This window comes from Glaciimonas sp. GNP009, assembly GCF_054343755.1.
In genome coordinates this window covers 98,729-117,630 of sequence record NZ_JBTGUV010000001.1, presented here as the reverse complement: position 1 = coordinate 117,630, position 18,902 = coordinate 98,729, and the positions used below count along the sequence as shown (strand labels likewise).

At 46.1% G+C, this 18,902-nt stretch carries 15 protein-coding genes; 11 read left to right on the top strand and 4 right to left on the bottom strand.

Annotation, left to right across the window (positions count from 1 at the left end; translation table 11 throughout):
- Positions 1-779 precede the first annotated feature (779 nt).
- From ACXX82_RS00290 to ACXX82_RS00265, 6 genes are all read left to right on the top strand, one after another.
- On the top strand, positions 780-1,181 hold the full coding sequence (locus tag ACXX82_RS00290; RefSeq protein ID WP_458562071.1) for a DUF2384 domain-containing protein: 402 nt from the start codon (positions 780-782) through the stop codon (positions 1,179-1,181).
- A complete protein-coding gene (locus ACXX82_RS00285; RefSeq protein ID WP_458562070.1) occupies positions 1,178-1,690 on the top strand; it encodes an RES family NAD+ phosphorylase in 513 nt (170 codons plus the stop codon). Before ACXX82_RS00290 ends, ACXX82_RS00285 begins: the two co-directional genes overlap by 4 nt.
- Before the next feature lie 1,216 nt (positions 1,691-2,906).
- Positions 2,907-3,590, top strand: a complete 684-nt coding sequence (locus tag ACXX82_RS00280; protein ID WP_458562069.1) for an AAA family ATPase — start codon at positions 2,907-2,909, stop codon at positions 3,588-3,590.
- A complete protein-coding gene (locus ACXX82_RS00275; protein WP_458562068.1) occupies positions 3,587-4,636 on the top strand; it encodes a ParB/RepB/Spo0J family partition protein in 1,050 nt (349 codons plus the stop codon). The genes ACXX82_RS00280 and ACXX82_RS00275 overlap by 4 nt, the downstream gene beginning before the upstream one ends.
- 1,041 nt (positions 4,637-5,677) lie before the next feature.
- Positions 5,678-7,036, top strand: a complete 1,359-nt coding sequence (locus ACXX82_RS00270) for a RepB family plasmid replication initiator protein (protein WP_458562067.1) — start codon at positions 5,678-5,680, stop codon at positions 7,034-7,036.
- 320 nt (positions 7,037-7,356) lie between these two features.
- Positions 7,357-8,358: a tyrosine-type recombinase/integrase gene (locus ACXX82_RS00265; RefSeq protein ID WP_458562066.1), complete on the top strand. Its 1,002-nt coding sequence runs from the start codon at positions 7,357-7,359 to the stop codon at positions 8,356-8,358.
- A gap of 156 nt (positions 8,359-8,514) precedes the next feature.
- On the opposite strand, the gene ACXX82_RS00260 is transcribed toward ACXX82_RS00265, so the two are convergent.
- The 3 genes from ACXX82_RS00260 to ACXX82_RS00250 all read right to left on the bottom strand — a co-directional run bounded on the left by ACXX82_RS00260 (position 8,515) and on the right by ACXX82_RS00250 (position 14,486).
- Positions 8,515-10,047, bottom strand: a complete 1,533-nt coding sequence (locus ACXX82_RS00260) for a Fic family protein (RefSeq protein WP_458562065.1) — start codon at positions 10,045-10,047, stop codon at positions 8,515-8,517.
- 855 nt (positions 10,048-10,902) lie between these two features.
- Positions 10,903-12,678, bottom strand: a complete 1,776-nt coding sequence (locus ACXX82_RS00255) for an EAL domain-containing protein (RefSeq protein WP_458562064.1) — start codon at positions 12,676-12,678, stop codon at positions 10,903-10,905.
- Between the two features lie 638 nt (positions 12,679-13,316).
- Positions 13,317-14,486: a tyrosine-type recombinase/integrase gene (locus ACXX82_RS00250; RefSeq protein WP_458562063.1), complete on the bottom strand. Its 1,170-nt coding sequence runs from the start codon at positions 14,484-14,486 to the stop codon at positions 13,317-13,319.
- Positions 14,487-14,697: 211 nt separating this feature from the next.
- Between ACXX82_RS00250 and ACXX82_RS00245 the strand changes: the two genes are divergently transcribed.
- Together ACXX82_RS00245 and ACXX82_RS00240 are read left to right on the top strand one after the other, a co-directional pair.
- A complete protein-coding gene (locus ACXX82_RS00245) occupies positions 14,698-14,913 on the top strand; it encodes a hypothetical protein (RefSeq protein WP_458562062.1) in 216 nt (71 codons plus the stop codon).
- Between the two features lie 7 nt (positions 14,914-14,920).
- On the top strand, positions 14,921-15,814 hold the full coding sequence (locus ACXX82_RS00240) for a DNA-binding protein (RefSeq protein WP_458562061.1): 894 nt from the start codon (positions 14,921-14,923) through the stop codon (positions 15,812-15,814).
- Here the strand turns inward: ACXX82_RS00240 and ACXX82_RS00235 are convergent.
- A complete protein-coding gene (locus ACXX82_RS00235; protein ID WP_458562060.1) occupies positions 15,801-15,974 on the bottom strand; it encodes a hypothetical protein in 174 nt (57 codons plus the stop codon). The two genes, ACXX82_RS00240 and ACXX82_RS00235, sit on opposite strands and share 14 nt — an antisense overlap.
- Before the next feature lie 190 nt (positions 15,975-16,164).
- On the opposite strand from ACXX82_RS00235, the gene ACXX82_RS00230 reads away from it, so the two are divergent.
- The 3 genes from ACXX82_RS00230 to ACXX82_RS00220 all read left to right on the top strand — a co-directional run bounded on the left by ACXX82_RS00230 (position 16,165) and on the right by ACXX82_RS00220 (position 18,896).
- Entirely contained in the window at positions 16,165-17,628 is a 1,464-nt protein-coding gene (locus tag ACXX82_RS00230; protein ID WP_458562059.1) for a hypothetical protein, read from the top strand.
- Between the two features lie 139 nt (positions 17,629-17,767).
- Positions 17,768-18,637, top strand: coding sequence for a hypothetical protein (locus tag ACXX82_RS00225; RefSeq protein ID WP_458562058.1), 870 nt, complete (start codon positions 17,768-17,770; stop codon positions 18,635-18,637).
- A gap of 28 nt (positions 18,638-18,665) precedes the next feature.
- A complete protein-coding gene (locus ACXX82_RS00220; protein WP_458562057.1) occupies positions 18,666-18,896 on the top strand; it encodes a hypothetical protein in 231 nt (76 codons plus the stop codon).
- The last annotated feature ends 6 nt before the right edge of the window (positions 18,897-18,902 follow it).

The following is an 18,902-nucleotide window of genomic DNA, read 5'->3' as shown; positions in this document are numbered from 1 at the left end:
CGTACCAGGCTATTTTTGCCAGTCTGCGAAAAACTCTTTTGTACGCGATGGTTAGAAAAAGAATGCTACCCATCAAACAGACGGCGCAAAGCGCCGTCTGTTTCTCTGTTTGTGAATTGCTTGTGTAATAACGCCGATCGAACGGCGTCTGGTGGATTTGTTTTTGCTGCACTGGGATTGTGGTGTTGCTCCCGATAGGCGTTTATAACGGCTTTTAACGGCTGTGCACATCTTTAAATGTGGCCTTATAAAGATTCAGAAAATAAATCGCTCAATTGAGCGATTTATTTAATTTCAAATTTTGTCAGGTTTTTGACGGATCATTTGACGGACGTATAGTCTGGCCTCGGTTAGCTGGCGAAGGACGTTGAACGCCTCTGAACGGGGTAGTCATTGCGCATAGCAATGCATTGAATTGCACACGCGGCGCCTAACTATTTTTGCCAGTCTGCAAAAACTCTTTGTACGCGATGATTTGAAAATAAATGCCACCCATCAATCAGGAGGTGCTTAGGCCAACTGGGAGGGTTGAAGTGCTAGGCACTGGACTCGTGCGCAATCGAGTTAAGCGCAACGGAAGTAATGTGCTTATGCGTATTAGCTCAAGTGCCCGGTAGTCAGGAGACAGATATAAATCTGTTGATATTTGGAACATAAAGCATAAAAGGAATCGAATTACGCTGCAATAAGCTGAGCAGTCGACTAAGTTTGCACTTGCCACGTTAAATACATAGTGCAATAATGATGCATATATAGTGCATACGGAATGTGAGGCTACGATGGCTATTCTTGAGGTAATCCCTGTATTCGAACGTAATTTTGATGGATTCATGAGTTACTTACACGATGTCGATACTAGTCCTGCTTCGATTTCTCCTAAGAGGTATGGTTTAGCGTTACGCGTGGACATGCAAACGCTTGCCGCAAAAGCACATGTTCATCGTAATACGATCCGCAGGGCACCGGATGCAGAAAGCGTACAGCACTACCTGCGTGAATCGGTACGCGTGATGCGTGCTGCCGCTGATATAGCGGGCAGCGTCGAACAAGCAATTTATTGGTATAAAAATAATCCACTTCCGCTTTTTGACTACAAAACACCGCAAGATCTCGTTTCCGAAGGGCGCACTGAAGTGCTTATTCGATACATTCAATCGCTTCAAGCCGGGTTCGTTGGATGATTTTCACAACACTCAATACTGTCGCCTATCGGATACATGACCCGAAATGGGCTTATGCGCCGACAAGCGGAGCCGGCGCGGGTAGGTATGGTGGTCGCGCAAATCGTCCGGGCATCAATGCACTGTATTTGTCACTGGAACTCGAGACTGCACTCGCCGAATACAAACAGATAGATGCCCTTTTGCCCCCCGCTTTGATTGTAAGTTATCAAATCATTGTCAATTCAATGGTCGATTTTCGTAACGGTTTTACTGCTACTTGGGATTCTCTTTGGCAGGATTTTTATTGCGATTGGCGTAAGATGCACTTCAACGAAGAGATCGAACCACCCAGTTGGGTTATTGGAGACCAAGTGTTGGCGGCTGGAGGCCAAGGAATTATATTCAAGTCCGTTATCACGGGCGGTACGAATCTTGTGGTGTACAACGATACTTTAGGAGCTTTCGACTCGATCGTCACCTACGATCCGAACGAGGCACTACCAAAAAATCAAAGTTCGTGGACATGAGCGTCAAGCAGCGTTCGATATTTTTCATCACTCAACGCGCATATTTGGCGGTCTCATCTTATAGATCCTCCTCCTGATCATGATGGGATCCTGATTTTAACAAATCCTTCTGAAAAAATATGAGCGCGCCCTGCTCTCTCTCTCAATGCGAGCCTGTTTCAAAGTATCCATCTCCTAAACATAGACCGTTGCCTTGTTAAATCTGAGGCTGCCATTTTTCAAGTTTCCGCTAATGTGGTCTGAAACAAGGGAAGAGATATCTTCAAAAACCCGTTATGTACAAAAAATTTGGTGCTCCAAAGGGCCACTAAAGACGCAATTGAATGCCTAGACAGATTTCTTTGAAATGGCTTGTCGGAATGCTATATTTTTGGCTAATCTTTTTTATTTTAAAAACATTTTTTTACTAAGCTTACTCCCAATACATTAAAACGTGCACCCGGGAGTCATATCCCTTATGTTTTTTGACAGTTAAAAAAGAAGGGTAGCTAAATCATGTCATGTTCACGGTTCAATTGTGAATCGCTTTCATAGTAATACCGCAGATCGAGGCTAGATGCGTCCGAACTCTCCTAAGCATCAAGATGCAGCCGCTATTTTATTGTAAAAATTTAATGGCAGTCTGTAGTTAAGACAACCCAACTGATTGATCAATCAACCTTCATTTTAAACCACCAAAGACGTCGAACGTCGATTTCTGCGCGGAAATCGACTCGCCATCTTCCTCGTCAATTCATAAAAATAACAATTTACAAATAAAATATATTTACATTAAAATAAACATAAAATCTCACAATTTCTACGCATAAATTATCGATTAAGTCAACCTCAGCAAACCTGCATCGACATTCATTAATGACGACCTATAAAAAGCCATATCTGTAAAATCCATAAAAATAATATGATAAGTTTATAAAAAATATACATAAAAATCAAAATTACGCAAAACCTACATCCACCCCTAAAAAATATTACATGCTTATAATTATGCTTCATCCATATCGATTCGCCAATGCATCACCCTTAACGACTAAGACTACACTCGATTTCCGCGCGGAAATCTCAACAAGTCATCTGTGACCTTGAGAGATAACCAATACAAGCGACATAAAGAATTAACTTGATTATTGAATGTAAATAAATTAAAGTGTAATGGCATCTCTGCGCGATTTCCGCGCGGAAATCGCTGTACAGCATATCCGCGAAGGAAATACTAATGGTTGCAAAAGTGGTGACTTTATTTAATCAAAAAGGCGGTTGCGGTAAAACGACCATGACTATGCAAATCGCAGGGACGCTTGCAATCTTGGGCCATAAAACATTAATAGTGGACATGGACGATCAAAATACCGCTACACGCTGGGCAAGCCAGGCGTCTGATGAAGCACCTTTTCCAGCAGCTTTAATGAATCTCGCCGCGATGGGTGGGAAAATGCATCGTGAAATTAAAAATCAACTTAATAATTATGATTTTATTTTTATCGATTGCCCCCCCGCAGCACTCTCGCCGGCACCATCCAGTGCAATGCTTATTTCTGATTTGGCAATTATTCCGATTGTTCCAGCCCCAGCCGATATGTGGGCGTCAGTTGCTGCAAAAAAACTGGCATTAACGGCGCAAGTGACTAATGAAGAATTAATTATTCGAGTTCTCCCAAATATGGTACAAAAAAATACCAATCTGGCAAGGGACACATTAGACGTATTAGCAGAGGACGAAGAAATTCCCGTGATGAAATCCCATGTCGGCTCAAGATCTGCGTTTAGAGAGTGTCAGCTAACTGGTTCAACCGTCCATAGTTTGTCGAAAACCAGTGTAGCAGCTCAGGAAATAGACGCTGTTGTCCATGAAGTACTGACGATATTAGGCATGGATTTGAAACAACGGAGTCCTAAATGAATGCTAAAACAGATCGAAAAGCACTGTTAAGATCCTCAATACAAAGTGAAGCAGTATCAGTTGAAAAGCGGTTTCCGGCAGCTGATATGAATAAACGGTATGCCAATGCAGAAGAAGTTTTGGAAGGGCGCCCACAAGGCCTTGTGGGGCCAGCTCACGATATTACCCCGCCAAATTTCCGCGCGGAAATCGAACCATCCAATAAGCAAAGAGTCGTTTTAAGAGTGCCGATTGATTACGCCCATGACAATCCCATGAATGCTAGGCAAATTTACGATGTCGATGTGGTCAAATCAATGGCTGCTTCGATCGCAACACGTGGACAACTAGTGCCGGCACCGGCAGTGATGCACCCCGGTAATTCAGGTCACGTCATATTGATTGATGGACATTACCGAAAACGGGCTCTCCTGGCTGCGGGCAGGAATGAAATCGAAGTTATTATTCATGAGGTAAGTAGCGAACTAGACATGTACCGCATGTCATACCTTATAAACGAAGAGCGAAATGGTCAGTCCCCTTTGGATAATGCACTAGCCTGGGAAAAATTATTGGAAGACGGCAAAGTAGCGGACGGAGCAGGTGTAGCGGAGCTAACCGGACTGTCGGCAAGTGCCGTTGCTAAGACATTGAGCCTCACAAAATTACCGGAAGCAGCTATAGCCAAGATACGAGAGAACCCGACAAAATTTGGCGTCGCAATCGGATACGAAGTCTATCGTTTTTCAAAGTTTATGGATGAACGCCCGCTATTAAGTCTCATGGACCGCATCGTAAGCGAAGATCTAAGTTCAAGAGCTCTAGAACAAATGCGAGCGAAGGTGGAAGAATCCAAACCACGCAAGAAAAACGAAGTTAGTCGGCAATATAAAATACTCACTGGCTCTCAGCAAATTGGCTTCATTAAAGAGTGGGACAGTGGAAAAGTTGTGTTCGAAGTGAACATGTTAACTCATCATGATCGGGCGGCTCTTGTCGAAGAACTAAAACGACGTTTTGAGTTATCCGATACGAAGCCTAGTGTGGACGCCAGCGATTCCTTATAACGATAAGGAAGGTGAGGACTTGCAGGAACCTAGTCCATTTCAAATACAGAGAATCTCTGCGCGTGATGTAAGCACTGAAAACGTTAAAACATCTCATGTAAAGTGGCAACTAAGCTGGTAATTACCCTTCGAAGTTAACTGTATGGTGAGCTTTTACAGGAAGTCATTATTATAAATGTGCAAGTACTCACTCCTGCGCTAGTTACTGTAAACAGGAGATAAAATATATCTTCACTATAAAATCTAGCACTATGGTGAGGCATTGCAGGAACCTGACAAGTAAGCAAGGTGAGCTTATGCAGGAACTGTGAAGCAAAAAGTAGCCGCAAAGATCGATAGGGAACCCTATATAGGCGACCAAGACACTATAAATAATAAAAATCATCATTAAGTGACCATTTCTAACTTGTATCGCCTTTATCTTATCAATAAGGCTTCTCAATGGTGAGCTTAAACAGGAACCAAGGAGAAAGAAAGCCTGTATCAAGTTGCGTTTCAGAAATCGGGGAAATTTTTTCTTTTTAGTCCCTCTTTTGTCTTTGAGAGAATTAAAGGTTAACACCTTAAAAACTATTAAAACAGTTAACGGTGCTCAAGAACACCACCTGGCGCGGCCCTCCGGGGTATAAGGTGAGTCATTGCAGGAAGAAAGGTGAGTTCTCGCAGGAAGAAAGGTGAGGTTTGGCGGGAACCAACAATAATTTCGGTGAGATTCTACGGGTAGAGAGGTGAGTGGATACAGGAACCAAAGTGAGACCTTACAGGAACCATTTATTTTGGTATGGTGAGCTTTAACAGGAAGGAAAAAACGAGAGGTTATCAATTTTCGGTCGAAATATAGGATAATTGTTCATTAAGGTGAGCTTGAGCAGGAACCTAATAACGAATCAAATAGGTAGTTGTAAGGTAAGGTGAGCTTTTACAGGAACCAACGATCGACGGTGAGCAAAAATATAAATTAGTATCCCCATACTATATGGTGATTGCAAAGTATTCACCTTTAGAGCATGATGGCATCAGACATTTATTGATGCTTGCAAAATGGAAGATAAAAAGCAATTAAACGGAGCGAAGCCGCGATCAGCCAAAGGCGGAGAACTTAAAGAGTTTAGGAAAACAAACGAGGCAATCGGCTTACGTGTATCGGAAGGTCGTTTATCTCTTTTGTCCAGAAAGCTTTTTAACGTTATGGTCTATCACGCTCAGAAGATGAAGGTGCCGGGCGAAAACGCCCCGATTGCAACAGAATCTGGGAAAAAATATTTTTGGGTGCCTCTCGCTGAGGTAGCGCGCGATGCAGCGTACGACAGTAATGACACTGAAAAACTTAAAATTCATCTGGAAGAATTGCAAAATATCAGAGTTCACATGGAAGATGGCATCCAGTGGACTTCTCAGCGTTTAGTCTCGGCCGTAACCTTGGTCAATCCCCTCGGTTTAAAGAAAAAAGGAGGCCAGCTGTGGTTTGGCTTTGCGTTTCCTCCTGAAGTAGAGACGCTGGTAATGAGTCCTGGTTCCTACACTAAATTAGCAATTTACTATCAAACGTTGTTGAGAAGTGGTGCGAGTTTGGCTTTGTATGAAATTTGTCGGCGCTACTTGACCAACCCTTCCAAACTGACTAATCGGCAAGAATGGCAGTGGTGGTATGGTGCTCTGACTGGAAATCCTATTACAGACGCGATCCCGCAATATAAATATTTCAAACGCGATGTGTTGAAAACGTCGATTGCTGAAATCAACCTTGTTACGGACATCAATGTCGAAATGATTGAGCATACTCAGGGACGTAAAGTTGTTGGGATCCAATTTAAAGTGCTCCAGGCGAAGCAAACTACTTTGAATTTTCCAGCACCTCCGGTAATTGACGGAGCGTTGTTGGCACGAGTAATGGCATTGGGTATTGGACAAGAAGAAGCTTCTAATATTTTAGCAACTACTGATGATGCGAAACTGGACGCCAACCTCGCTTTGGTTGAGGAACGCGTTAGTAGTACCAGTAAATCAAAAATAGAATCCCCTGCGGCCTATTTCAAAAAAGCGTTGCAAAATGGTTATGCGGCACCAGACCTGATCATCAAAAAATCAATCGCTAAGCGAGAAAAAGAGCAAGTAGATTTAGAAACGCCGGAAGGATTAGAGGGAAGGTATCTGGCGTCAAGAGCTAAAGAAGCTTATTCACTTTATCTGGAGATGACAGATGAGGAGCAAGTTCACTGGCTGACGACATTTAAGAACGGAAGAAAAAAAACGCGCCATGAAAAAGCTGACAATTTAGGATCTGCCATTTTCAGAAATGAGTTTACTCACTGGTTTGCACAACAACAATGGCAAGATCCAGCTTCTAACGAACTCATCAAATTTGCTATTGCCAATCCCAAGTCAATTGCAAGAGAGTAACCCCATTAAGCCAAAATCCGATATATCAAAGTGAGTACGAAAGAAATAATGCAATTAACCATCCAGTAATTTAAGAAATGCTGTTCTTTCTATTTGTTAGGTGAGGAATTTGTTTTGCAGGCTTAGCGATTCAAGTTCGTTAGAAATTTATGTATCGATTACCTTATTAATTTCGTGCTAAAAATTTTTTTCCTCGATGGTTAATTGCATTTTCCAGATGTGTTTTGAAAATAATATACGGTATTCTTTAAATAATATTTGCAAAAACTCATGAAAAATGAAAATGTTATGCTTATTCGCCACGACCTTAAAATAGAGCTATGAATTCTTCATTGCATGCGCAGCATTTGTGGCGTACTGATCCAGACCTGGCTTTCGCTACTTTTCTGACGCAATCAGAGTTTCAGTTGCTCAGCAGGCGAAAACCTCAAGAAAAGGAATCCAACGCGGATCACTTTCCTAACCCTATTCGCAATAGCTCGATTATTGTTTATCGCGCTATGTGGGCTAAATACCTCCGTTGGTTGTCTGCGCACAGACTAAACTTGTTTGAGGTCAACAGCCTTCTTTTGCGCGAATTTCTTGATCAGCGAGACGAAAAGGGAAGGGTAGAGCGTTCAAGTTTGATCAAACTACGATATCTGCGACTATTTGAAAGGGTATATGCGCACCTTCAAGTAGACGTTAATCCGGCACGCAGCGCCATGTTCGATTCCTGGAAAAAGGACATGCCTTCAGCAATGGGCCAAGATGATGACAAAGTCGTATTGACTGATGAGCAGCAAAGTGCCTTCATGCAAGCGCTCCCTGCGCCAGAAAACTGGAAACGGCGGCGTGATCGTGCGATGCAGGCGATCATGCTGGGTGCCGGATTAAAGGTTTCCGAGGCTATTAACTTGCGGGTGAACCAAATAGGTGAGGTGGAAACTAAAGAAATTCCAATTACGATTACTGCCGTGACAGGCGGCACCAATAGGGAGCACCGGGCTATGCTGCGCGCATTCGCCGTAGCAGAAGTTTTGAACTGGTTAGGTGAGCGTCACCAGTTGGGAATAGCTGGCACCGTAGTGTTTCCAGCTAGCTTACAAGGGGGCATGTTAAATCCAGCCACCGTCTATCGCAATGTTAAAAAAACCTTTGCTGCGGCCAATATCGATGTCATGCGTAAGGGCGGCCGCACCCTTAGAAATGCCTATGCTATTCGCGAATTGAAAACCGAAGCGATTGAACGAGTGGGGGAGTTATTGGGTCATAGACAGCGGCGTTCTACAGAATACTATGTTCTACAGACTACGTCCGATCCCAAGCCAGATGGGACCTGACTGAGAGATGAGTCTCGTGTTACTTTGTCACTGGACTTAAGAGTCAGCTGAATGGCAAGAGCGGAAACAAGCATCAATTCACTTACCGTATCTGAGTGCGACGGTCTGTAAAAGTAGGCAAGTCCTCGAAAAAATTTAACTATTCCCGAAAAATCTTCATTTTTGAGGAAAATTTTCCTTTTTTTTCGAAAAATCCTCACTTTCCAGAGGCGGCTCCTTTACTTTTCTAGTTTCGAACGCTTGGCTAACTACTTCTTCAATATGGTTTAGCACATGATCAGGAATGTACTGATACTGTTTCCTCCGCTTAGCTGAGAGTGAACCCTTGTTAGACTGAATCATCCTTATGAGAACAGAGAGATCCTTCTGCGGCAGGTCCAGCTCAGTGTTGAGTTTCGAAAAACACAGATCATAGCCCTGCAACCAGGCGAGCTCACGTGGAATTTCCTCACGAACAGCCTGTTTAATCATGGCATAGAGAAACATCACCTCCCCGTCTGCGTAAAAGAAGCGGTAGGAACGGCTTCCTGCTGCGCGTAGAATAATGGGATCGATATCGCCACGACGATAATTCCAAAGTGCCGTCACAGGACCGGAAAAGGCGCTCAGGACAGTGTGATACGCCGGGATATTTTGCTCAATCACGGCGGATACCGGGATGACGATCTCTGGGCCCATGAACCTCGAGCGTGCCAGCACATGCTGAATAATGAAACGATGCAGGCGCCCATTGCCATCCAGAAAGGGATGCAGATAGATAAAGCCGAAAGCAGCGCAGGCGGCCTTGACAAGCACGTCGGTACAACGTACTTCATCGTTGATGAAGGCTTCCCAGCCATGCATGGCGCGGGGTAGATCCTCAATGGGAGTCGGAATGAACGGGATGCGCCCAGAGCTGTCTTCCAGCCAGTTCTGCTTGGTACGATAAGATTTTTCCTGACTATAGACGTCACGCACGATGACGTTTTGCAGATTCACCAGCCAATCTTCCGTTACCGAGCCGGGCTCTCCTGCGCGCTTCAAAAGCTGCACGAACCGCTCCTGTTTGTTGAAACTCGGCGTCTCTGATTCGATGGCATAGCTTCCGCGGGTTTCTGACAAATACAAGTAGTCCAGTGCTCGGCGGTAGAGTTCTGGATCATCGACTGCGTTGAGAGTTTTCTGCGCTTCCTGTAGTAAGTACGGTAACGATGGGTCATGCGGAATGGCGGCGCGGCGCACTATTGGGCAAAAGTCGGGCGTGCCTAGTGCGTTGTTGGACACTCGGAAATTCGGCGCACGTGTAGGTTGCGTAGCGGTGTAATAAATATCTTCAGGAAAAAGGTCGACATAGCGCCCCTGGACTGCCACGTCAGCATTCAATACTTTGCCGGTTAACCACTCCCATAAGAAACAGGCCCGCCGGATATGTTCGCCCGTGGGCGTTGCTCGCAGTCGGGTAATTAAATCCCCCGGAGGAAGGTGCTCAAAAACTGCGTCGATGACTTCTAAATTAACGCCCTCGTGACGCAACGCAAATTCCAAATGCCCCACAAGCGTATCGTCGACGGTCACCCCGCTCGGAAACAAGATGCGGGTGTTGCTATCGACGCGACGGTTTACCGAGGAACTAGCAAAGGCTGGCTTTACCAGGGGTAACACGTTGAGTTTTAGCACCTCGACGAGGTTGTTATAGCCGATTGGAATCATTGATTATCGAATTCCTTTAACTTTTATCGAAAAATTATAACTTTTAGGCTTATATGATAATTTTTATCGAAAAATTATAACAAAGATTATTGCGCAGAGAGTCAAGATATTATCTCTTCTCTAATAATATTTCCTTTGGTAACAAGAATTATTGGATAAGTTAGTACACCCGCAATATGGGGGCGTGATTACGCAAGTTACCTCCCTATGATGCTGAAACCAGCGGCGGTCTAATGACCGCTATATAGGTGGCCATCAAGCTAAGGGCGGCCCTTGGCGGCGTGATTTACGATCCGGTGGGATAGTCGAATCGGTTTGCATTAGCTGTCGTTCTGCTGTTTGGATCCCATTTTCGCGACCATCGCTAGACGTGATACATCCATTGGCTCGTGAGTAGCTGACTGTAGTAAAAGTCCGGTAAAGACTGTGTGCGGTCATTGCGCTTCGATAAGAGATCAACCAGTTCTATGCAAATGTGTTTTCATCTGCATTTGAACGAATGGCAGCTTAGGATGGTGGATCGGCCGTTGACGGAGATTATTCAACGAATGGTTGGTTTTGAAGAGCTTGACAGGCAGATCTCGACCCAAAAAAGTCATCCCAGCTTTTCTTGCCAAGGGCGGCAATGCAGGGCGGATTCAACCAGTCGATGCAACACGTTTAAAACGTGTAGATATCTGCAATATACAGACAAGAGGGATGTTGCAAATGAAGCAATGATCACAATCTGTCGAGGCTGCGTAAAAACGCAGAATCACTTTCCTCAAAATCAATCGTGTATTAAGTCGAATTCTTACTCGTTCGCTTTCCGGTACATTATTCACCCAGCAGATACAACATACTGTCACTTTTACTTTATGCGACGGCTATTTTTCTCATATGCGATGTGATGTACATATAGCAAGTGTGCGCATCTTCAGCCAGTTCGACAAAGCTAATAGTGCGCTTTTGCCATTGCTGGAAATCTGATTTATTTCCCCCCTGCATCAAGTCCCTAAAATCCATACTCCAATCAATAAAGATACGGCGCGGCGCCCGACCTTCAATGACGGTGAGCACATCGCTATGACGCGAGTCACTCTTTATTTTTTCCATTAGGCCTTCTAGGACTTCCTGTTTGCCTTCCAGCATTTGCATAAAATAGCCATCTTGATAAAGCAGGCAGCCCGTGATGCCGTTCGTACGATTGTACGAACTCGACTGCTTCAATATTGCATCAAGCGCTAACCCCGGCATCGGCGCGGTAGCAGTGCTGACATAAATCAAAAATTCCAAGGGCGCTGCTGCAACTGAGGCACCATCCCGAATTTCACGCGCCACAGCGTCGACAAAAAGCGCTTCCGGCAACGGACGATGAAAACGATAACCCTGAATGAAATCACAACCCTGGGCACATAATTCAATTTGCTGATCCATAGTTTCCACTCCTTCAGCGACCAGCTTCAAGCCCAAAGTGTGGCCCAAGCCAATCACGGCGCGGATCACGGCCCGGCTTTCCGGATTCTTGTCGATGTCGTCGATTAATGCTTTATCGATCTTTAATACATTGACCGGCAAGCGTGTCAATTGCGCCAGCGATGAATAGCCGGTACCAAAATCATCGATGGCCACGCGCAAGCCAAGGTCAGCAAGGCCGCGCAAGATCAGTAAATTTTTTTCAATATCGGCCATCAGCGCCGTCTCGGTAATTTCCAGTAATAGACGTGCTGGGTCCGCTCCCGTGATCCGGAGCGCCAGCGCAAACACGTCGACCAGCGCCTCATCGTTCAATTGTCTGGTAGACACATTTACTGACACATACGGCGCTTGTTCACCCCAGCGACCACGCCAATCGACTTCGGCCCGGCATGCTTGCATAAAAACCCAGGAGCCGATTTCAATGATGGCTCCCGTCATCTCGGCGATAGGAATAAAGACGGCTGGAGAGATAGGACCTTGAGGAGGATTCCAGCGTAAAAGTAATTCGGCGCCGACGATGCGCCCACTATCGGCGACGACGATCGGCTGAAAGTGAGGTGAAAATTCATTGCGCGCCAAGGCAGTGGACAAAGCGCTGGCGATCCTCATGCGTTGCTGGGCCTGCTCTTGAACTTGCTCGCTAAAAAACTGCCAGTTGCTGTGCCCCTGTTCCTTGGCCACTTTCATCGCTGCATCGGCATGACGCAACATGTCGATTGCCGTCTGGGCGCCATCGCTATCAATGGCGATACCCACGCTCGCTGTAACCGATAGCGTCAATCCAGCGATAAAAACCGGTTGACACAATGTGTCATTGATACGTTGCGCCAAGATCGCCATCGTAGCGGCTTGCCCGGCTTGCTCGCACAGGATCAGGTATTCACGGTCGCTCAGCCTTACGGCGCTCTCGCCTTTTCGAATTTCCCCGTGCAGGCGACAGACGATAGTCTCCAGCAACAGATTTCCGATTTCCTGACCGTGAGTCTCGCTGACCAGCTGGATGCCATCAATATCGATGTGCAACAATATCACGCTCGATTTAGTGCGGCGTGACCGGTGCAAGGCGCAGTCGATGCGTTCTCGGATTGAGCTAAGGTTGGACAGGCTAGTCGAGGCGTCGTATTTGTCCCACTGACGCGCTAGTGCGAGTTCTTTAATGACAGTCTCCTGCATGGGCGCCGTTACGCACACAAGTGTTGTTGATTTTGCCATTGCTCTAAGATTTAAAATTAGTGAAATTGACAATATCGTAGAATTTAATTATTACCTTATAGTAACTGTTTAAAAGCAACGCTTGTATTTTTAAAATAGTCATTTTGGCATTATTCCTCGATAACTTATTGCCACGCATCAGCATGCTCGAGATTGCAGCATGGTGAACGTATATTCCACCATCTCGTACGCAGCGCGCAGCATTTCCTGCCAAGGACGTTGCTGGTCGCTTCGCAGCAGGAATGGAAGCTAGTCTCTTTGGCGCCAGCAGAAATAACGCTTCAATTGATATGAATGGCAATTTTTCTTCTATTTTTATGATTGTTGCCTATTCCACAGCACTCGCGCATCAATACCGTAACTTTATCAATCGAGAACAATCAGCTTTGGCGTACAATTTTTCCCGTTTCGTGAGCTGCCCCTAAAGCGGCGAATGGCCGTAAAGCACCCTTGAGCAGCATCCCGAAATCCTATATGAGGAAACCGAATACAACTAGTCATTAATGGCCGCCTCATTGATGACCAGCGACAGCAATCGCTGCATTACAGCCGTTCAGGACGCTTTGAAAAACTCTTAAAGCACTAGCTTTTAAAGATTTTTAGATCGTCTTCGCCTGTGCGGTAGCTGACGCTATTATTTCATCATGTCGTTCATGGTCTGTCTTATGCAAATAACGAGCGGTCGTAGAAATATCCGCATGTCCGGCAGTGTCTTGCAGCGTCTTTAACTGCACACCATTATTGGCGTGATTCGTCAGCATACTATGTCGCAACCAATGCGCCGACGCAGCTCTCAGCGCTTCAGCGGTATCGCGATCTCCGTCCTCTTCCGCGACACCGGCCGCCTCAGCAAAAATCGCCTTCAAAGCATTTCCCGCAGTTTCGTTCGTCACCCCTGACCCGTCCTTGCGCCGGCTCGACAACACCATTGGCGTAGCGTCCGCGCGGTGCGTGTGAGACATCAGCCCAAAAGTAACGCGGTACGCTCTAAATACCTCCAGTAGTACAGGCGTCACTGGCAGACGTCGCAGTTTGCTACCCTTACCAACGACATCGAGCCACCAGCGCCCGTCACCTTCGGTGTATAGCGAGCCCATGGTCGCCCCGACGATTTCCGAGAGCCTGGCACCGGTTGATGCGTACGCTACCAATAGGAAGCGATCCCGGGCCTGACGTTTGATTTCCAACCCGGATACCGCCATTCGGGCAGCAATCGTCGCCAGCGCGAGTGCAATGGCTTCCTGAGTCAGATACCGGGTGATCCGCGCGCCAGCCTGCGCTTTCACATTTTTGACCAATGCACCAGGATCGCGTCGTAAATAGCCGGTTTGCTCAGCGTAAGCCAGCAACCCTTTCACGGCGACCAGTGCCTGGCGACGCGACCCATCAGAAAGTGGTCCGGAAAAAGGGCGGTACCGCGCATCACTGCGCGGCCAGCGAGTGGTAGATACCCATTCAGGAGGAGGACACTTCAAAAATTCCTTGTAGGCGCTCAGCTCAGCGACGCGTAACGCACGCAGGGGCTTGCCGGCTTCGACACGACACCAGGTTAAAAAACGGAACAGTTCTTTCTGGGAATTGGCCAGGCTTGTAGCCGACAGCTCGCCACGGCCCAGGAATTCTTTGGCGATTTCTGCATCGGTGCGGGCCGCGGTGATCGCGTCATCTGCCGGTCCGTGGAACATGTTGCTTTTTTCCTGCGGGTCATCAAACACTGTCGAAGCCAGTGCTGGCGCGGGTGTCAGATCGATTAGGCTAAATATAATCATTATTGTTCCACGCCATTCGGATAGTTACGTCAGCAATATACCACGCCACCAGTAAAATTCGACAATATATAACATAATGTCGAATGAGGTGGGATTTACGTAAAAATAATTACTTAATTATGACGTAATAATATTGACATAAAGCAGGATATTGGGCATAATGTAGTTGTTGGCACCTCTAATCTGATTTCCCCGTCTCTGGAGAGCGAAAATGCATGCTTTTATCCTGATCGTTGCGACGTACCTGGGTGGATCTTCCTGGGGTCCACAAATCTCAATGCAGCAATTTTCCAACGCAGCGGCGTGCGAAAATGGCAAGGTTGCCGTCATGGCCATGGTCGAAGATTTGAACAAAACAAATTTGTTGGGTGGACAAGCGCATTTTCGCGACATCGCTTCCGCGCGCTGCGTACCATCGTCGAAATAAAGGAATCATGATGAGCGACCGCCGAACCCTTACCTATTCTGCATGCGACGCCATCGCGGCCGCCGGCAGGAAACCCTCGATTTCGAGCGTCCGCGAATGGACTCTGTCGACCCATGGCAAAAAACAGGGCTCTGACACGGATGTCCAGGGCGATATCAATGCCTGGTTCAAAGAGCTGCTCGCTTTAAAGCAGGAAAAACTGGTTGTATCCGGTTTGCCAGATGAAGTCGCGGCCCTGGCCCGCGCGATGTGGATCAAAGCTAACGAATCGGCAGCAGAGAACATGAGCACGGAACGCGCAGAAAATAATCTGCTTGTATCCGCAGCTGAAGCAAAAGAAAGATTGGCAGACGAAAAGATCGCCGAAGCGAATCAGCGCACCGAACAAGTTGAACATGAATTCGACGTCGCCCGCGAAGCGATCCGGCGTCTTGAAGAGTCGCTGACTGAGATGCGCAGCACCGCAGCTGCGATCGAAGAGCGTCACGCTGGCCAGCTGCTCGCGCGTGACGAACGCATCACCGCCCTGACAACCGATTTCGCACGTAAAGAAGCTGAGTATGCATCCCGCATCACTGAGCTCGACGGCGTGCGTAAGCATGCTTTGCTGCAGATCGATGAAGCCCGCGTTGAGTCGCGACACTGGAAAGCAGAGTTCGATCGAGTTGATATAGAAAACAAAACTAGTGTTGTAACGTATCGTCAACGATCGTCTGCGCTCGATGCAGAGCTTGCCGGCGTTCGGGGGCGCCTCGGTGCTGTTGAAGAGTCTTTGGCAGCCTCGCAGCAGCGCTGCGCGCTATTGGAAGCCGCTGCTTCTATGGCCGTGCGGCCGGCGAATGAGACGACTTCAGCTGTATCGCTCAAAATGCGCTCGGGCAGGCTAATTAAACGTCGGTAATCGGATGGTGTATAGATTCGTAGTTCTCTATCATTTTCACCAGCGCTTCAAAGTGATCGCCCGAAGGTGATCCTGGGGGCGGCTCATTATCGAAATAATGTTCGACTTTACGCAACGCAGATTCGTATTCAGCTACTGTATATATCTGATTGATGTTCATTGTGTTCTCGTTTTATACAGTTAGTTCGATTATATCATCTCAGCTAGCAGATCTGAAACAAAGGATAAGTTGCCACCGCCGCAGCGGTGTCGTCCGAGGGCTGATTAAACGCCGCTAGTGCCTTCCGGAAAAAGGGCACTGATTACGCAGTGACAGTTATAACAACATTTGTATAAAAGAGGTTAGCCTAATGCACGCCCCCCTGCAATCATCGCTCGAAGCAGAACAGCCTAAGGTCGCCCTGAAAGTAGCTGCCCGGTCAGTTCTTAATCTTGACGTGAAAAAACTTCGCGACACCGCCAGCGAGGGACTTATTATCGATTGCCGGGAAATTCGTCTCGTTCAAAATGGAACGGATACTCCCCGAAAGTGGCTTTGCGCAGGTTCAATTGAGGTGGATTTCCGGAAAGGGATCACTACACGGTTGGTTATATTCGGCGAAGACAAGCCCATCCGAACTGTTTGGGACCAATTATTGGAGGCGAGCAAAGTGAAGTCAGGAGAAGTTTTTCCTGCCAGCAGCTATTTCACACTTACCGCCATTGACGTCGATGGAAACGAATGGAGCAACCCTATAGTCCAAGTGACGGAACAGCCTTCCGAAAGCTGCACCGTTGTTACCGTCGAATGCAACTGGATACGATGCGTTTCGACTTCGACGGAAAACACCGACTCGGTACACATGCTGTTTTTAGAAGATCTCGATTTCCCACTCAATTCAATGAAAAGCAATGAGACTAAGAGCGCGGGCGGAAGCAGCTCGCATTTTGATCGCTCTGGCTCACAAGGAGAGATCGATAATGCCATTGTTCTTTATAACAAAGCGAATGCACCTGAGCACTTTTGCGAACTCATTGTAAAGGCTAAATCCAACACCGCTTTCCCACTAAATTATTCTGCCAAGCTTGTTGAGGCCGTTCGTTTCATGACCGCCAGCCAAAAATCATTTGCTGTCAGTGATTGCACTTTTGGGATTGTACGAACCATGGAGTTCGCTAAAGCACCACCAGCGCAAAACGGACTATTTCCGCCACCCCTAGATGCCCGTCCTAACGAATCCGATGACTTTTATCGACTCCTGAACGCCTATCTAGCAAATGCTCTTGCTACCTCAACAGGCGATAATTTTTCTCCAATTTCATCCAAGTTATACCGACTATATAATCTGAAGGAAGTTTCTTTGGATGCCATCGCACTTCTTGTAAGCGTAACGGTTGAAGGTTTGACCCAAGATAGTTTCCCAAGTCTTGGTGCCGCGTCTCCAACACAATTGGCTGATATAGATAAACTTCTTGCGGCAATTAGGGGGGCGAACGTTTCCGATAAATCCCGGGAACGCGCGCTTGGTACAGTGGGTGGCATGAAAAGCAGTCGCGCAGCCGATAAGCTCTATGCATTGGAAAAATTCGGGAAAATAACTTCCGGAGAAATCCAGGCGTGGAAATCTCTACGAGACCGTGCGGCTCATGGAAACATGCATACGCAACCAAGTGAATTTCAAAAATTGCTTGATGATGTGTATCAAGCCAGCACCCTATTAAACAAATTGACGCTATTGGCAATTGGGTATGATGGGAGATTTACTGATTACAGTAAAAAAGGCTGGCCTATTCGTGATTCAGTGTCCCTACCCGCGGCACCTTTGAGCACATGATGGGCTCTTGAGTCTAGTGGATAGCAAAATTGCAGTTAAAATCGGAGGCAGCCGATAAGGCAAATCCGGTGTTTGTCAACGGAGTTGGTAAGATTTGAATTAAATCGTGTTTATTAAAACAATACAGAGAAAATTAATCATGCGAATGCAATTGACGGCCATTTTACTTGCGACTTTGTTGCTCCCTGAGCTATCGCATGCAGCTAAAAAAAATCAAAATCCTACAGCTTTCGAATCTCAAGGCTTTAACGATGAAGTTGATAAATTTCCAGAAAATTATCAGGGTACGAATGTAGGTTTAATGTTACCGATTTTGAAGAAAATTAGTGATACTGCTGAAAGATCAGAATTTGAGACTACTAATACATATAACGATCGACTTGTGAAGATCACACACGCGCCCTTATATGGATCAGTATCTACGGACTCTAATGTGGCTATCGTACTCAACATCAAAGAATATGGCATTCAATACGATGCAGATTCACAGTCTGTTCGCGTTAGAGTTGATCCTGCAGGAGTCGCGACAAAATTATTTTCCCTGAGAAGTGAATCCGCTTCGAATGGCACCTACATTGGCGCAAATGGTTTTAATAGAAAAATAATTGTAGATAAAATAAAAAGATGGGATACAAATATTTCAATGCAAGGTGTTGACCGATACAGATCAACAACACTTGAATTTCCTTATGTGAAAATTCAGCATATTGATAATATCAATGAATGTAAAAATGCTTGTGAATCAATGGCCGTTATGTATGCCCAGAAAGCAAAAAAGAACGTTAGAGTATTAGTCGTTGGAAAGTTGGCATTTCCATATTTTGATGAGGGATGTTTAAGAGAGACCCCGACAATTGACTCACCCTACGATGTTCAGAGGTGTTCAAAAAATATCAGAATTGAACCTACTTCCTTTTGGATTTTCAATCAGCAAGACGGTACGATTTATGCAAAATTTCCAATAGATGATATTTTGGTTAATAACGATATTAGTTTGAGACGCAAATAATTCAATAAACTGTATTGGCATAGTTACTATGACTCAAGAAAAAATATGCGCTCGCGTTACATTAAACGACGAGAGTGTGCTGCGCGCAGATCTGAGTACAGGCGAATCAGAAACGGGCGAAGTCGAAGTCATCGTAAATTTTTTGTTGCGGCAAGGGGTGCCACCAGAAAATGTCCTTTTTCCGGATTGGCGTGACGGTGATCAAGCGCCGACTGGTGGGCAAAAAATTGCAATTATGCACCAGCTTCGCTCGCGATGAAATTGA

What these genes read in the sequence shown, in the direction of transcription:
- ACXX82_RS00290 (WP_458562071.1), top strand. Translation starts at nt 780, where the DNA reads ATGGCTATTCTTGAGGTAATCCCTGTATTCGAACGTAATTTTGATGGA.
- ACXX82_RS00285 (WP_458562070.1), top strand. Translation starts at nt 1,178, where the DNA reads ATGATTTTCACAACACTCAATACTGTCGCCTATCGGATACATGACCCG.
- ACXX82_RS00280 (WP_458562069.1), top strand. Translation starts at nt 2,907, where the DNA reads ATGGTTGCAAAAGTGGTGACTTTATTTAATCAAAAAGGCGGTTGCGGT.
- ACXX82_RS00275 (WP_458562068.1), top strand. Translation starts at nt 3,587, where the DNA reads ATGAATGCTAAAACAGATCGAAAAGCACTGTTAAGATCCTCAATACAA.
- ACXX82_RS00270 (WP_458562067.1), top strand. Translation starts at nt 5,678, where the DNA reads ATGGAAGATAAAAAGCAATTAAACGGAGCGAAGCCGCGATCAGCCAAA.
- ACXX82_RS00265 (WP_458562066.1), top strand. Translation starts at nt 7,357, where the DNA reads ATGAATTCTTCATTGCATGCGCAGCATTTGTGGCGTACTGATCCAGAC.
- ACXX82_RS00260 (WP_458562065.1), bottom strand. Translation starts at nt 10,047, where the DNA reads ATGATTCCAATCGGCTATAACAACCTCGTCGAGGTGCTAAAACTCAAC.
- ACXX82_RS00255 (WP_458562064.1), bottom strand. Translation starts at nt 12,678, where the DNA reads ATGCAGGAGACTGTCATTAAAGAACTCGCACTAGCGCGTCAGTGGGAC.
- ACXX82_RS00250 (WP_458562063.1), bottom strand. Translation starts at nt 14,486, where the DNA reads ATGATTATATTTAGCCTAATCGATCTGACACCCGCGCCAGCACTGGCT.
- ACXX82_RS00245 (WP_458562062.1), top strand. Translation starts at nt 14,698, where the DNA reads ATGCATGCTTTTATCCTGATCGTTGCGACGTACCTGGGTGGATCTTCC.
- ACXX82_RS00240 (WP_458562061.1), top strand. Translation starts at nt 14,921, where the DNA reads ATGATGAGCGACCGCCGAACCCTTACCTATTCTGCATGCGACGCCATC.
- ACXX82_RS00235 (WP_458562060.1), bottom strand. Translation starts at nt 15,974, where the DNA reads ATGAACATCAATCAGATATATACAGTAGCTGAATACGAATCTGCGTTG.
- ACXX82_RS00230 (WP_458562059.1), top strand. Translation starts at nt 16,165, where the DNA reads ATGCACGCCCCCCTGCAATCATCGCTCGAAGCAGAACAGCCTAAGGTC.
- ACXX82_RS00225 (WP_458562058.1), top strand. Translation starts at nt 17,768, where the DNA reads ATGCGAATGCAATTGACGGCCATTTTACTTGCGACTTTGTTGCTCCCT.
- ACXX82_RS00220 (WP_458562057.1), top strand. Translation starts at nt 18,666, where the DNA reads ATGACTCAAGAAAAAATATGCGCTCGCGTTACATTAAACGACGAGAGT.